The sequence below is a fragment of the Alteromonas macleodii ATCC 27126 genome, from assembly GCF_000172635.2.
GTDB classification, from domain to species: domain Bacteria; phylum Pseudomonadota; class Gammaproteobacteria; order Enterobacterales; family Alteromonadaceae; genus Alteromonas; species Alteromonas macleodii.
The window spans coordinates 118,695-133,029 of sequence record NC_018632.1 but is presented as its reverse complement, the minus strand read 5'-3'; the positions used below and the strand labels follow the sequence as shown (position 1 = coordinate 133,029).

The following is a 14,335-nucleotide window of genomic DNA, read 5'->3' as shown; positions in this document are numbered from 1 at the left end:
TGCGTGTGTGATACGTTGCTGCAAGGTTAATTAAGAAGACGCCAATTGAACCGTTTTATGCTTCTCCTTAACGCTGTACATCAGTTTATCTGCTTTATTTAACAGAGTGGTGAGATCTTTGCAGCGTTCATTTGTGATGTATGTGCCTACGCTTGCCGTAACAGAAATAACAACGTTATCGGTTCTAATATCCCTTTCCAGCAGACTGGCTTCTATGCGCGCAGCCAAGCGCTCAGATTGTCCTTCACTGTAACAGTGGCTTAGCACCACAAATTCATCGCCGCCAAGTCGCCCTACTGCATCTTGGTCTCGGCATCGGCTCAGCAGAATTTTAGCAATAACCTGCAGCACCTTATCGCCACAATGGTGCCCATATTGATCGTTAATCTCCTTGAAGTTATCAACGTCGATGAATAGCAAGGTTAAATACCCTCCTTCCTTGTTGAAGTTAGTAAGCAGGCTTTGTGCTATTCCTTCCCATCCACTGCGGTTTAGCACTTTACACAAGGAATCTGTAGACGCACGTTTGAATGCACTTAGCCTATCGTCATCAAGCTTTTTCACTTTTCTCGACGTGGCAATAGCAAAAATAAACGCTTCAATAGTTATTCCCACAATAAGTCCGTAGCGGTACATAAACGCTGACACGTCTGAAAAAACCAATCGAAACATCATGGAAAACACCATGACAGCAATACCCATTAATACTAAGTTTGAGCAATGTACTTTGCGGTAGGCGGCGTAAACGCAGCTTGATAGCGTACAGGTCATTGTTATCAGCGTGATAAGACTTAGCGTACTATTTACTCTCATCGCATCAGAAGTGGACAGAATGATCTGCACAAATGAAAGTGCCAGTGCCGAACACGCCATTCCCAGAATAAACTGGCGCTGCCATACTTTTAGCAGTGCTTTGAAATCGAGTAGTTGATCAAGAAACTTTACCGCAGCAAATACCGTGATCCCTGCGAATAACAGATGCAGTTTAAAGTTCGAGAAAAAGGCGACATGGGGAAACGCAATGTTCAGTAACCCTTCTTGAAGCAAAAAGAAAATTGCCGCACTGAGCACATAGAAACTGTAGGAGTAAAAGCCGTAGTTGCGCATACTTGTTCCCAGCATTCCAACGTACAAGGTTAACGCTAAGCAAAAGCCGATGAACAAGCTCAATGTGAAGGTATGTATTGACGCCAACGTCTGAAAATCATTTAACGTAGCGATATTTAGCCTGACAGGTCGCTCTACCTGAGAGTTAATATCCAAAAATAGACGCTTATGGGTATTATCTATTGCATAGGACTCAAATGCGCCGGTTAACTTGGGGACTTTTTGCATCTCGCTGTCATACAGCTGATTATAAGAAAGGTAGTTTCTTGGGAAATAGAGAACGTGAGTCGCGTTGACATCGCAGCTTAACGAAAGTCGCTGTGCACCTTCTTTAAGTACGATAGACAGAGCACTATCGGTATCAGTATCAGAAGTACCATTTTCAGCATTAATGACGCACGCTGCATTGGCAAACGTGCCGAACGTCAGCAAAATCAACCCAAACAACAAGCGAACAAAATTACGCGACACTCCACATGCCATAGATTTGCTTCCTACTGGTACCGCAGCTAAATCCGTGTAGCAAAAATATCCCTGTACGGCTATTACACAAAGATGAGTTATGAGTATTTATATTCTGGTATAAAAACTCACACCCATTAAGCTTAGTTTAAAAATGTGAGAACGCTGAAAAATATCCTGCGGAATGACAAGAAATATATATTTTCCTATGCGGAGTTAGCTGCTAGCGCCGTCGAAGGAAAAATCAATACCACTAACACCATTTAATTTGGGCTTTGCGAACAAGAACCCCTGAAATCTTTGTACACCCGCATGTTGCAACCACAGCCACTCATCAATCGTTTCGACGCCTTCTACCACCAAGGGAATTCCCATAGAGTTGGCAAACTCGAGTACGGCCTCGGTTATTGCTTGTCGATGCCCGCTTTCATGAATGCCTGTCGTTATTTTTCTATCTAATTTAATTTTGTCTGGTGTGAAGTCTGCGAGTAATGATAACCCTGCGTACCCTGCGCCGAAGTCATCTATAGCGACTCTCATGCCTCGTGAACGGATCTGCTCTATTGCTTGGTAAAATGTGTCACTTTCGCTGATTATTTCTGTTTCGGTAACTTCGATAACAAGCTGCTGTGGTTTCAATTTATTGCGTTTAACCAATTCGTGAAGGTAGTCTGCGACGTTGACGGTGGAGGTAATCGCTCCGGGGCATAAATTGATGGATAAAGACTGGTCTGAAGATAGCAACGCAGCGCCTTGCTTAATTGCTATAGCTTTGCTTTTCAGGTCAAAATCGTACTTTTCCGGCCCAACCAGCTCCTCCAAAATAGTCTCAGGGTATCTCCCATCGTTACTTCTGATTAGGGCTTCAATTGAAGAGACACGAGCTCTGTAGGTATCCACAATAGGCTGAAAGGCAAACTGAATGTCAGAGTTTTCGAAGGGTTTAACTGCTTTCTCTGACGTCGTAACGTTAGCTCTTACGTCTTTGCGCGCGTTATCACTTAAACAAGTTCGCCATTTCCCAGAAGCAAAGCTGTTGAGAAGCGCAAATATCCGGCTTTCCCGGCTAATATTAATGTCCGAAGGTAACCAATAGCAGCGGCTTCCTTCTGCGACAGAAAGCGTTCTTAAATGCCAATCTCCAAAATCGCGTTTGTGAATGACCATTTCGGTCACTTTCATAATGTTGCTGTGACGACTGTCTGTTTTTATATGTTCGAAAAGCGCGTTTACCTTCTCACAATCTCCTTCAAGCACTTGAAAGAAGTATTCCCCATCAAACAAAAGAATACCTGTAATGTGGTTTTTCGCATTAAATGGCAGTGAATCGTTTGTTATTTTAAGAAGTTCATTTTCATCAATTTTTACCGTCGACTGACTTCTGTAAACTAACTGCTTGAGCACGGGTTGCCTCTTGTTAAACTTTGTTTTCATCCCTGCTTCGAACTAGCTGCAACCTCTTTTTACAGCTTTCTTTTCATAGTGTGGGGCAAAGTATAGTCTTAGAAACGAGAATCTCGCAAAGTCGGTTTAGGTAACTTTGCTTAACTTAAATTAACGTCTTTCAATGGCGGGAATCTCAATATATGCATCGGGATCAGATTCTTTTAGCGCATCAAGTTTACGTTTTCTTGTCGCTCGCTCATCAATAGTTTCACCAAAAACCTGTACATGTAAGTCGGCAATCAGCGCCTTGCCCTGTTCATTGGTAATTATCCCTAGAAGCTCGCCAGCGTGCATAAACCCTTGTACCCGATATTTCTCAGCATCGACCTTTTTACCGTTTTTGCTGGCTGTATAAAGCGCGATAAGCTGTTCGGTACAAGCATCTAAAAAACGTACCTTCTGTTTCTCATCAATCATTATTTTATTCTTTCCTTCGGTGGCTTGTATTCAGACACCTTAGCGAGATTTTGATGTTATGGGTAGATGTAAGCTTAACTATGCCCCTAACGCCGACTAAGTTAGGCCTATCGATTACTTCAACTAAAGTTCATTGGTGAAATAGCCATTTGATGCCTACGCTCTCATTAGTGCTAGAAAGAAACTTTCTAGGTAGTCACCGTTAAATTTATGTGAGCATCACTATGCGAGTTCAAATAGCGTTAGGCTTGGTTGCGGCCTTAGTATTTGCCCCCGTTGTTGTTGCAAAGGGAAATGCTCATCATTGGGAAACGTCACCCCATCATTTATCTGCATTGGTAGGTACCACTTACACAAAAGAGTGCGGAAACGCTTTTACACTAGGTATCGATTACGAATACCGTGTGAGCGACTTTTTAGGCGTAGGCTTTGTGGCTGAATACGCGTTTGAAGACTTAGACGCTTACACCTACCTGCTTGTTGCTGACCTGCACATTACCAATAATTTTATTGCACAAATAGGCCCCGGCGTTGAGTTCCACGGCAGCCATAAAATGGAGGTGGCCCGGTTAGGCTTTTTGTATGAGTTTGAAGTATCGGGGGTTACCATATCGCCGCAGCTTCATTACGACTATCATCGAAATCATAAAAGTGCAGTGGTTGCTGGTCTGGCAATTGGTATGTCGTTTTGATTACAGCGCAATTCTGCGCCGTTTTTAGCTTTTTATATGACGAAGGCTTTTAATCTAACGTTAATCTTCTAGAAAGTTCTTTTTAAGTAAGTCTGTTTAGTCTTATCTGTGTTCAATTATCAGACTGAGAGACTACGATGAAAAACTTAGCTTTAGCACTAACCGCCCTTCCCTTTATTGCTTCAGCATCCAGTGCAGTTGCATTTGAAAAAGGCGACATTCTCGTCCGAGGTGGCTTTGCCACGGTTGCACCTGATGAATCGTCTTCAAACATTAACGTGGGGGACGACTTGGGCTTTGGCCTGACCATTGATAACAACACGCAATTGGGCCTCACCGCGGCCTATTTCATCACGGATAGAGTTAACGTAGAAGTATTAGCCGCAACACCGTTCACACATGACGTTAATTTCGCTATCGATAACCCATTAGGAACAGGTAACCAGCTAGGCGAAGTAACCCACCTTCCGCCCACAGTGACGGTTAACTATTACTTTAACGATCCATCAAGTGCTTTTCAGCCCTATGTAGGTGCGGGCCTAAACTATACGTTTATTTATGACGAGCAATTTACGGGAGCTAATGAAGAGGCAGGGCTTAGTGACTTATCTCTAGATAACTCGTTTGGCTTAGCCGCACAAGTGGGAATAGACTATCAGTTAAGCGAAAGATGGTTTTTGAATGCCGCCGTTCGTTGGATAGATATAGACACAGAAGCAAGCTTCAACCTAGGTGATACCCGGGGCTCTGTGAGCGCTATTGAAATAGACCCCTTTGTCTATGCTATTTCGCTAGGTTACCGGTTTTAGGTAACCGTTTAATTCTTAGATTTCCGCAAAGTGTACGACAATTTGGAGCGTGGTGAGGTTCTAAACCACCTGCCCTGCTGCCCAACCACTGCTCCATGCCCACTGGAAATTAAAGCCACCGAGCCAACCGGTAACGTCAACCACTTCGCCAATGAAGTACAGACCTTCTACGTTTTTCGCCATCATGGTTTTTGATGATAGGTCATTGGTATCAACACCGCCTATAGTAACTTCGGCGGTGCGATATCCTTCTGTGCCGTTTGGCTTTATTTGCCAATTCTCTAGGGTGTCAGCAATGGCGTCGCACTCGCCGTGAGTCAGCTGTTTCACCGGCACGTTGCGCCAACTATGATACTCAATAAGGCTCTGCACCATACGCTTTGGAAATACTTTATTTAAACAGGTAGCAAGCAATGCGTCTGGCGTCTCTGTGCGTGCAGTTTGTAGAAGCGCCGTAGCATCGTCGTTAGGTAGCATGTTGATACTTAAGCAGTCACCCGCTTCCCAATAGCTGGAAATTTGTAGCATGGCAGGGCCGCTCAACCCTCGGTGGGTAAACAACATCGCTTCTTTAAACGTAGTGTCGTTGCAGCTGGCATATACATCAACTGCGATACCGCTAAGTTCTGCCAATGTGTCTTTATCTTTATCGTGCAAGGTAAAGGGAACAAGTGCTGCACGAGTAGGTAAAACGTTAAGACCAAATTGCTGCGCTATTTTATAGCCAAATGGCGTGGCTCCTAGCTTTGGCATGCTTAAACCGCCGGTAGCAATTACAAGGGATTCACATTCATACTCACCATTCGAGGTTGTAAGTGAGTACCCACTTTCAGTCTTTTCTACACTTAGAATGTCGCAACGAGTGGTAATCGTCACATCCGCTTTGTTGCACTCATTTAGCAGTAAATCGACGATCTCTTTGGCGCTATCATCACAAAACAGTTGGCCCAAGGTTTTTTCATGGTAGGCAATGCCATACTCGGCAACCAAGCCAATAAAGTCCCATTGGGTATAGCGACTTAGTGCCGACTTACAAAAGTGAGGGTTTTGCGAAAGAAAGTTTTCAGGGCCTGCATACATGTTAGTGAAGTTACAGCGTCCACCGCCAGACATCAGGATTTTTCGGCCCACTTTTTTGGCGTGATCAAGCACTTCTACGCTGCGTCCACGCGCGCCGGCCTGCGCCGCACAAAAAAGCCCTGCAGCTCCTGCACCAATAACAATTACATCGCGCTTGATCACAATTAACCTCTAGGAAAAACGGCCAATGGATGTGTGGTTATTAGCTGTACGAAGGCGCGAGTACCGGGCTTTATAGCATTTTCGTGGCTTACTCGTACTTTAAGCTCGTCGCCGCAATCTAAGACAACCGCGTAAAGCCGACTTTCGCCTTCGTAGCGTACCCATTCAACCTTACAGTTAGTTTCACTAAGTGTAGCATCTAAGCTTAAATCGTCAGGGCGTACCAACAAGTCTACGTTGCCGCTTGCACCTTGAAGCGGTGTGCCCGGCACATTACCAATATCGGTAACCACTGTTTTGTCTGTATTTGCTGCGCTGCTATCGAACGTCGCACTTAAGAAGCTGGCCTCGCCCATAAAACGCGCCACAAAACGGCTGGCAGGAGAAGAGTAACAGGCTTCAGGTGTGTCTAATTGCTCAAGCACACCTTTATTAAGTATACCCACTCTATCGCCAACGCTTAGCGCCTCTTCTTGATCGTGCGTTACCCAAATAGCAGGTACGCCTGCTTTTTTTAAGGCATCGCGAATTTCCCAGCGCAAGCTGTCTTTTAGCGCAGCATCAAGGTTTGAAAGGGGTTCGTCTAGCAATACAAAGGAAGGTTCGTGAGCTAGCGTTCTTGCTAGCGCAACGCGCTGCTTCTGACCGCCAGAAAGACGTGCAGGTTTTGCATCGCGGAAGTTATCTAAGCCTAATAATTGAAGCCAATGATCGGCCAGCTTAGTGTCTTTTAAACGAAAGCAAACGTTCTGCTGAACGGTAAGATGAGGAAACAACGCAAAGTCTTGAAACACCATACCCACGTTACGCTTTTCAGGCGGAACATGTTTGTTTGCTGTACTTTCCCATTCACCTAGGCTCATAGCACCTTCTGAAATAGGAATAAGCCCAGCCAACGCTTGCAAAATGGTGGTTTTACCGCAGCCGGTTGGCCCCACCAGCATCAGGATTTCGTCTTGTCCAAGCTCAAGATTTAACTTGTCGACAACGCGGGTAGACCCATAATTCACAGACAAATTATTTACACTAAGCATTACGAACGATCATCCTCGGTAACGGTAAACTGGGCTTTTCTTTCGCCCGACAGCATGAGAATTAACCCCACACCTGATAATAAAACAAGTAAAAGCCCTGGCACGGCTGCGCGGCCAAAGTAACCCGCTTCGTAAACTCGCCACATATAGGTAGCTAAGGTTTCAAATCCTGTAGGTCCTAACATAAGCGTTGCAGGTAGTTCGCGCATGGCTTCTAAGAACACAAGCGCTGCACCCGCAATCATACCACGAAGGGTTAACGGCAGCGTAATTCGCATAAATGCCTCACGCGGGCTAGCACCCAGCACGCGAGCAGCTTTTACCAGACCTGAATCAATATTCTCAGCCGTACTTCTTACACTTCCCACAGCAAGTGGGATAAAGCGCAGTACATAAGCCATCACAAGCAGACTTAACGTTTGATAGAGCGCGGGCAACTGCAGGCCAACATAAACAAGGGCTGTCCCCATTACGATACCCGGAACCCCAAAGCCAAAATAAGTAATGCGCTCCATAAAGCGTCCAGCTTTTCCGGCAATAGCGGCGTGAGCTACCGGAATGGCGAGTAATACAGCAACAATCGCTGCAATAAATGACGCATGAGCTGAGTTCCACGCATAGCTAAATTCAAAACCGCCGGCGCCTTCTCGCACTAACCACAGCGTAAAAATAGCAAGGGGAAGTACAATAGCCATAAATACCACCGGCATAGTAGCCAGCAACATTAGGTTTCGCTGCCAGCGAGCAGGAAACAACGATAAATGCTTACCTGGGCGCTCTTGAGCGCCACTAATACGACTTTCTATAAATAGAATAAGCCCAACAATAACCATTAGCTGAAGGCTCAGCATGGCGGCTTGACTAAGACCGAAGGCGTTATACTCAACAAAGATAACACGGGTAAAAGTGTCAAAGCCCATTATTGCAGGCGTACCAAAATCGGATAACGCATAAAGTGCAGCAAGGAGTGCCCCTGCGGCAATGCTATTCACAACACGCGGTAAAACCACTCGCCATAAGCTTGCGCCTAAGGTTAACCCTAGCGTGCGCGCCGCGTTAACCAAGCTTGCATCTAAACTCAGTAAGCTTGAACGGGTTGTCATCATGACGAATGGATAAGTATAAAGGCTCATGACCAGCGCAGAGCCCCAAAGGCCGCTGATAGGTGGCGTGCTAATTCCCAGTACGTTTTCAATTTCGCCACCTGTGCCAAATGAAAAGTACATCGCAAATGCGCCAATGTAGCTTGGTAGTGCTAATGGCGCGGCAAATAAAATGAGCCAAAACCGCTTAAATGGCATCTGCACATAAGCGGTTAAAAAGGCAAGCGGTACTCCGATAAGTACAGAGCCAATAATGGTAAGCACCACCAATGACACTGTGTTCGCTAGTACCCTTAAGTTATGAGTATCAAAAAGTTGCGCACTATCTTGAGCTAGAGAAAACAAAACGCCGACGGGCAATAAAGCCATCAGCGCGATAAGAAGTGCCAGTGGATACGACTTTGGCCAATTTGTCACAGTACGCCAACTTCCCTCATAAGATTAAGTGTAGGGCGTAAGTCAGCCAGTTTACGAAGGTCCATTTCAGGCGGTGACAGCGTACTTAGGTCAGCTAAGCCTTGCGGCTGTTCAACCCCCTGAACCAGAGGAATTTCGTAGGCTTCGCGAGCAAGATAAGACTGAACTTCGTGCGAAAGCAGGTAACGAATGAAGTTAACCGGCAAGTCACCGTCGCTCAATGCCACAATACCAGACGCATTTACTAGGCAACCTGCGTCGCTTTTACTGTACGCAAGCGCTACGTTTGCGTTCGGCTTACCTGATTTAAGGCGAAGGGTGTAGTAGTGATTCGCAAAGCCGATATCGACTTCACCACGTTCAACGCCCATCACTACACCAAGTTCACCTGCGTACTTTTTCGAGTGCTTATTAATGCCTTTAAGCCATGATTTAGTGGCTTTATCGCCCTCTAAAATGCGCATTGCCGTGACAAAAGACTGAAACGATGAGTAGGCTGGCGCCCAGCCAATTTTTAAATCGCTGTCGGCTAACGCCATCACGCTTTCAGGGATTTGCTCCGGTTTAACACGCTCAGTGTTATAAGGCAGTGTACGCACACGACCTGTTACCGGTGACCAGCTCGGGTACTGAAAATCTTCACGCAGCTGCGCAGTAAGGTCGCCTGGCAACGGCTTAGCCGCGCCAGCATCAGTAACCATGCCAATAGAGCCCGTGTCTACGGCCCAGAAAAGGTCGGCGCGTTTAACGCCTGCCTTAGTCTCAGCGACGATGGTGTTGGCTAATGCCGCAGAGCCGCCGCGTCTTATTTTAAGATTAAGCTTTGGATTGCGCTTTTCGATGGCCTTAAGAACATTCTCGTACAAGCCACCTTCACCACGACCTAAGTAAAGTGTGAGATCACCTTCTAATTTAGGCAGTGACTCAACTGACACACTGCCTGTTTGTGTCATAGCGTGAGCAAAACTAAACGGCAAACCAGATAATGCACCGGCCGCTGCTAAGCCTTGTAAGAATGTTCTACGTTGCATACACCTTCCTTAAAATACGTCTTTACGACTTTGTTCTACTTCAACCAAAAGTGCGCGAGCGCGGTCAAGTTTGGCCTGCATAGACTCTACGACCTTACGAACTGAATCAACGCCAGTGTCTTTTGAGATAGCTTGTGGAAGCGTTACGTTAAAGTCTTTCTCCAAGTCTTCAACCAAAGCTGCGTTTTTCGCAATCAAGTCACCTTCCACACCTTCAAATCGTTGAAGGTAAGTATCGTGAACGAGTGTAGTTGCTACTTCGTGAAGCTGTTCCGCGTACTTAGCAACAACACGATCAAGACGTGTTTTAATATCGTCGATAACTTCAGGGCCTGTGGTAGGTTCTTTTTCGGTGGTTTGAACCTTGTTCACTAAGCCTTTCTTTTGATACTGGGACGCAAGTTTAACTGCGCCTAACGCCTGCCACAAGGCATGATTTAGCTTCTCTTGCTCTACGCGCACGTCTGCAACAGGCTTACCTTCATCAATGGCGACTTTCACACCATAAATACCTTGCCAAATAGAGGCGTAAATAGGCACATACTGGGTTTCAATAGCAGAGTGAAAATCCACCTCTTCCCAATACTCAATCAGTGCATCGGTCTTAAGCGATTTATCTTTTGCTTCATACGCATCAACAACACTGCCAAACTTGCTTTCTAACCAATGTACCTCTTCCGTATATTCGCCGATGTGCGCGTGAAGATTGTTCACGTGATCGCCAATGGCACCGTTAGCAAGCGCCTGAGAAGATAGCATCGAGAAAGTGACCGCAGAAGCCAGTACCAAAGCACTCATTTTTTTCAGTGTTGTTGTCATAATTATTCCTAAAACGTTTGTCTTTTCACGCAAATGATACTTATTATCATTAAGCAAGTAAAGGTAACTGAACGAGCCCACATGCTAAGTAACGTAGTGTGTTAGTCCTTATTTTTTCTGCACTTTCGACACAGAATACTACATGTTAGTTCATTAACCTTTACTGAACGTACTGATATTCAACGCTATTTACAGAGCGCCAGATCATACATAGGTTACATTTTAATGAAAATGGCGACCAAGTATACGCTTAAGTAAAGAATACCAAGCCGCATAGATAGTTGCCCACTCAGAAGCTTGCCAGACCTTCTCGAAGGGCGAGTAATTAACTATGCGGACTGGTATTAACGAACCTTCACAAACATCTAAACGAAAAAAGCCCGCAACCTTAGTTGCGGGCTCTTGAGATTATTAACGCCGTATTTTCGGTGTTACAGACTATCTAACATGGTTTGCGCATCGCTAACGTCGAAACGACCTGGGTCTTCAACGTTTAGCTTTTTCACTTCGCCATCTTCCACAAGCATGGAATAGCGTAACGAACGCAAGCCGCCGAAATTGCCCGTGCTCATGTCTAAGCCAATTTGCTTGGTAAAGAAACCATTGCCGTCTGCCAGCATTATGATCTCTTCAGCATTGCTTGCTTTGCCCCATGCATCCATAACAAATGCATCGTTCACGCTTAAGCAAATAATACTATCAATACCTTTGGCTTTAAGCTTATCAGCAAGCGCTACATAGCCCGGTAAGTGGGCTTGAGAACAGGTCGGTGTAAATGCACCGGGTACCGCAAACAATACAACGCGTTTATCCGAAAACAGTTCGTTCGTTCCTGGGTTGGTTATTTCGCCGTTTTCTAAAAGGCTAAAATCTACTTCAGGCAAAGTGCCCCCAACTTGTATCATGCTACTCTCCTAGATTTTTTTGACACAAATACACATCAAATCTGTGTTTTTTGCTTTCAATAGCCATTGATGCTTTTATTCCTGCCAGCACGTCTGCACTGTTTGGGCGTTTCACCACTACCCGGTGCGTGGCTAGCTCTAGTGCTGGCGGTAACAGCGCATCTGCGTCTGGGTCATGACCAAGCAGTTGCTGAAACAGCCGCATTTCCTTTTTCACCAAGGCTGACTTCTTTTTGTGTGGGAACATGGGGTCTAAGTAAATAGCGTTCACATTCTCACCAGTGAAGTATTGCATTACCTCAGCACTATTTCCATGTTGAAGCGACATTTTAGCTGCAAGTTCCGGAAAACTAAGCGCTAATCTGCGAATACCATCTTCAAGTAAGGCGGCAACCACGGGCGATCGCTCTATCATTGTGACCTTGCAGCCAACGCTTACCAACACAAAGGCATCACGACCTAGCCCAGGCGTTGCATCCACTACGTGCCATGCTTCATTGCCTTTGAGACCAATGGCCTTAACAATGGGCTCTTTGCGCCCACCGCCGTGCTGCTTTCGAAACAAACTAGCCGGCGAAGCAAAATCAACTTCTACCGGATTCACCTTTTTCTCACCTGCGTCGGCAAGTCCAAGCACGCCGTTTTGTACCTGCAAATACAGGCCTTCGCTAGGCTTTTCACTACTGCTAACAACAGGAAAACCCCACTTTTCGCTGATTGCACTAATTAATGCAGCGTCATCCCTATTGGCGTCATCACAAATAATTAAAGACACATGATTAAGCATGACCGTACTGTTCCTTATGCCCTATCCATCTATTAATGATGGCTTGAGCGTGAGAGGGGTATTTGTCCCAAAGGGTATAGGCAATTTCCTGAACCTTAGGGATAAGAGCGGCGTCGCGTACTAGGTCTGCTATTTTAAGCTCGGCCATTCCCGTTTGCTTAGTACCCATAAATTCACCCGGGCCACGAATTTCCAAATCGCGCTGGGCAATATAAAAGCCGTCGTTAGATTCGCGCAATACGCCAAGGCGCTGAGTAGCGGTTTTCGATAGTGGACTCTGGTACATAAGTACACACTGACTTTCTACCGCACCACGCCCTACCCGGCCTCTAAGCTGGTGAAGCTGCGCTAAACCCAATCGTTCAGGGTTTTCAATGATCATGATGCTGGCATTAGGCACATCTACGCCTACTTCAATAACGGTAGTCGCTACCAATAAATCCAGCTTTCCGTCTTTAAAGTCGGCCATAACCTGCGCTTTTTCAGCAGGCTTTAAACGCCCGTGTACCAAACCAACGTGTAAGTCTGGCAGCGCGGTACGAAGGGTAACCGCAGCGTCTTCTGCTGCCTGACACTCCAACACTTCCGATTCATCAATAAGCGTACACACCCAATAGGCTTGGCGGCCGTTTTCTTTACAGGCCCGACGTACGCGCTCAATTACATCGGCGCGGCGTGTATCGGGTAATACCACGGTTTGCACTGGCGTTCTGCCTGGTGGCAACTCATCAATAACCGAGGTGTCTAAATCGGCATAAGCTGTCATGGCCAACGTTCTTGGAATAGGCGTCGCCGTCATAATTAGCTGATGAGGGTAGCGACCTTGCTGCTCGCCTTTATCGCGCAGAGCCAAACGTTGATGTACACCAAAGCGGTGTTGTTCATCTACAATAACCAGCGCTAGCTGCTGGTAGTTCACGCTCTCTTGAAAGATGGCGTGAGTACCCACCAGCATTTGAATATCGCCAGCTTCTAAGCGGGCTAATACTTCATTGCGGGCTTTGCCTTTCAGCTTGCCGGCAAGCCAGCCTACTTCAATACCTAAAGGTTCTAGCCAGCCACGAAAGTTATTGGCATGCTGTTCTGCCAACAGCTCAGTAGGTGCCATTAACGCTACCTGGTGCCCTGCACCAATGGCTGATAGCGCGGCCAGTGCCGCAACTAAGGTTTTGCCCGACCCTACATCGCCTTGTACAAGGCGCATCATAGGCCGCGCATGCTGCATATCTTTTTGAATATCTTCCACTACCCGAGCCTGTGCCCCCGTTGGTGAGAATGGCAGTTGAGCGAGCATTTTATCGATAAGCGGCTGATTCACCTTAATAGGGATACCGGGCTGGGCGTCAGATAGCTTGCGTACTTTCAACACACTTAGGTGGTGTGACAATAACTCTTCCAAAATTAACCGATACTGAGCAGGGTGCAGCCCCTCTTCCATTTCGTGTACGTCTACATCTGGTGGCGGGCGATGCACCAAATGAAGCGCCTCATTAAGGCTAATTTGGTCATCGTAAATGCCGTCGGGCAGTAGGTCGGCCAGCGCGCCTTTATCTAGAAGTTTTAAGGCCTGGTCGGTTAAATTACGAAGGGTTAACTGCTTAACACCGTCTGTGGTGGGGTAAACTGGCGTTAGTGATTCTTCTGATGGTGGCGCGTCTTCATCCACTAATTTAAATTCGGGGTGCATCATTTCAATGCCCCACTTGCCAGTACGCACTTCTCCAAAACAGCGCACCGTGTTTCCCGGCGTCATAATAGACCGCTGCACGGCACCAAAGTGGAAAAACGTAAGGTTATAGTACCCGTACCGTCGCTAAGCTTTACCACTAGCATGCGTTTTTTGCCGTACTGAATGTCGGCGCTCATAACCTCGCCCTGCACGCTTACATGGGTAAACGGGCGGCACTCTGCCACGCCATAAATACGGGTTCTGTCTTCGTAGCGGTGAGGAAGATGAAACAGAATATCTTGAAGGGTAAACAAACCTATTTTGTTAAGCTTTTCTGCCACCTTTGCGCCTACGCCTTTAAGCGCAGTAATGGGTGTAGTGGCAAGTGCTTGCAT

12 protein-coding genes and 1 pseudogene are annotated in these 14,335 nt (G+C 46.3%); 2 read left to right on the top strand and 11 right to left on the bottom strand.

The window, feature by feature from the left end; all coding sequences use genetic code 11:
• Positions 1–30 precede the first annotated feature (30 nt).
• From MASE_RS00600 to MASE_RS00590, 3 genes are all read right to left on the bottom strand, one after another.
• Positions 31–1,578, bottom strand: a complete 1,548-nt coding sequence (locus tag MASE_RS00600) for a GGDEF domain-containing protein (RefSeq protein ID WP_232362790.1) — start codon at positions 1,576–1,578, stop codon at positions 31–33.
• Positions 1,579–1,785: 207 nt separating this feature from the next.
• Positions 1,786–2,973, bottom strand: coding sequence for a diguanylate phosphodiesterase (locus tag MASE_RS00595; RefSeq protein ID WP_041693652.1), 1,188 nt, complete (start codon positions 2,971–2,973; stop codon positions 1,786–1,788).
• Between the two features lie 150 nt (positions 2,974–3,123).
• Positions 3,124–3,432 carry a hypothetical protein gene (locus MASE_RS00590; protein ID WP_014947818.1) on the bottom strand — a complete coding sequence of 103 codons (309 nt, stop codon included), beginning with the start codon at positions 3,430–3,432 and terminating at the stop codon, positions 3,124–3,126.
• A gap of 224 nt (positions 3,433–3,656) precedes the next feature.
• On the opposite strand from MASE_RS00590, the gene MASE_RS00585 reads away from it, so the two are divergent.
• Both MASE_RS00585 and MASE_RS00580 read left to right on the top strand, forming a co-directional pair.
• A complete protein-coding gene (locus tag MASE_RS00585; protein ID WP_014947817.1) occupies positions 3,657–4,124 on the top strand; it encodes a hypothetical protein in 468 nt (155 codons plus the stop codon).
• A 137-nt stretch (positions 4,125–4,261) separates the two neighbouring features.
• Positions 4,262–4,933, top strand: coding sequence for an OmpW/AlkL family protein (locus tag MASE_RS00580; protein ID WP_014947816.1), 672 nt, complete (start codon positions 4,262–4,264; stop codon positions 4,931–4,933).
• 60 nt (positions 4,934–4,993) lie between these two features.
• Here the strand turns inward: MASE_RS00580 and MASE_RS00575 are convergent, their stop codons facing one another.
• From MASE_RS00575 to recG, 8 genes and pseudogenes are all read right to left on the bottom strand, one after another.
• Positions 4,994–6,175, bottom strand: coding sequence for a BaiN/RdsA family NAD(P)/FAD-dependent oxidoreductase (locus MASE_RS00575; protein WP_014947815.1), 1,182 nt, complete (start codon positions 6,173–6,175; stop codon positions 4,994–4,996).
• A 2-nt stretch (positions 6,176–6,177) separates the two neighbouring features.
• Positions 6,178–7,209, bottom strand: a complete 1,032-nt coding sequence (locus MASE_RS00570; RefSeq protein ID WP_014947814.1) for an ABC transporter ATP-binding protein — start codon at positions 7,207–7,209, stop codon at positions 6,178–6,180.
• A complete protein-coding gene (locus tag MASE_RS00565) occupies positions 7,209–8,729 on the bottom strand; it encodes an ABC transporter permease (RefSeq protein WP_014947813.1) in 1,521 nt (506 codons plus the stop codon). Before MASE_RS00565 ends, MASE_RS00570 begins: the two co-directional genes overlap by 1 nt.
• Positions 8,726–9,760: an extracellular solute-binding protein gene (locus tag MASE_RS00560; RefSeq protein ID WP_014947812.1), complete on the bottom strand. Its 1,035-nt coding sequence runs from the start codon at positions 9,758–9,760 to the stop codon at positions 8,726–8,728. The genes MASE_RS00565 and MASE_RS00560 overlap by 4 nt, the downstream gene beginning before the upstream one ends.
• A 9-nt stretch (positions 9,761–9,769) precedes the next feature.
• On the bottom strand, positions 9,770–10,579 hold the full coding sequence (locus MASE_RS00555; RefSeq protein WP_014947811.1) for a hypothetical protein: 810 nt from the start codon (positions 10,577–10,579) through the stop codon (positions 9,770–9,772).
• A gap of 431 nt (positions 10,580–11,010) precedes the next feature.
• Positions 11,011–11,484: a peroxiredoxin gene (locus MASE_RS00550; RefSeq protein WP_014947810.1), complete on the bottom strand. Its 474-nt coding sequence runs from the start codon at positions 11,482–11,484 to the stop codon at positions 11,011–11,013.
• 1 nt (position 11,485) lies between these two features.
• Positions 11,486–12,271, bottom strand: a complete 786-nt coding sequence (locus MASE_RS00545) for a class I SAM-dependent methyltransferase (protein WP_014947809.1) — start codon at positions 12,269–12,271, stop codon at positions 11,486–11,488.
• A pseudogene (gene recG / locus MASE_RS00540) lies at positions 12,264–14,335 on the bottom strand (ATP-dependent DNA helicase RecG). The gene MASE_RS00545 and the pseudogene recG overlap by 8 nt, the downstream one beginning before the upstream one ends.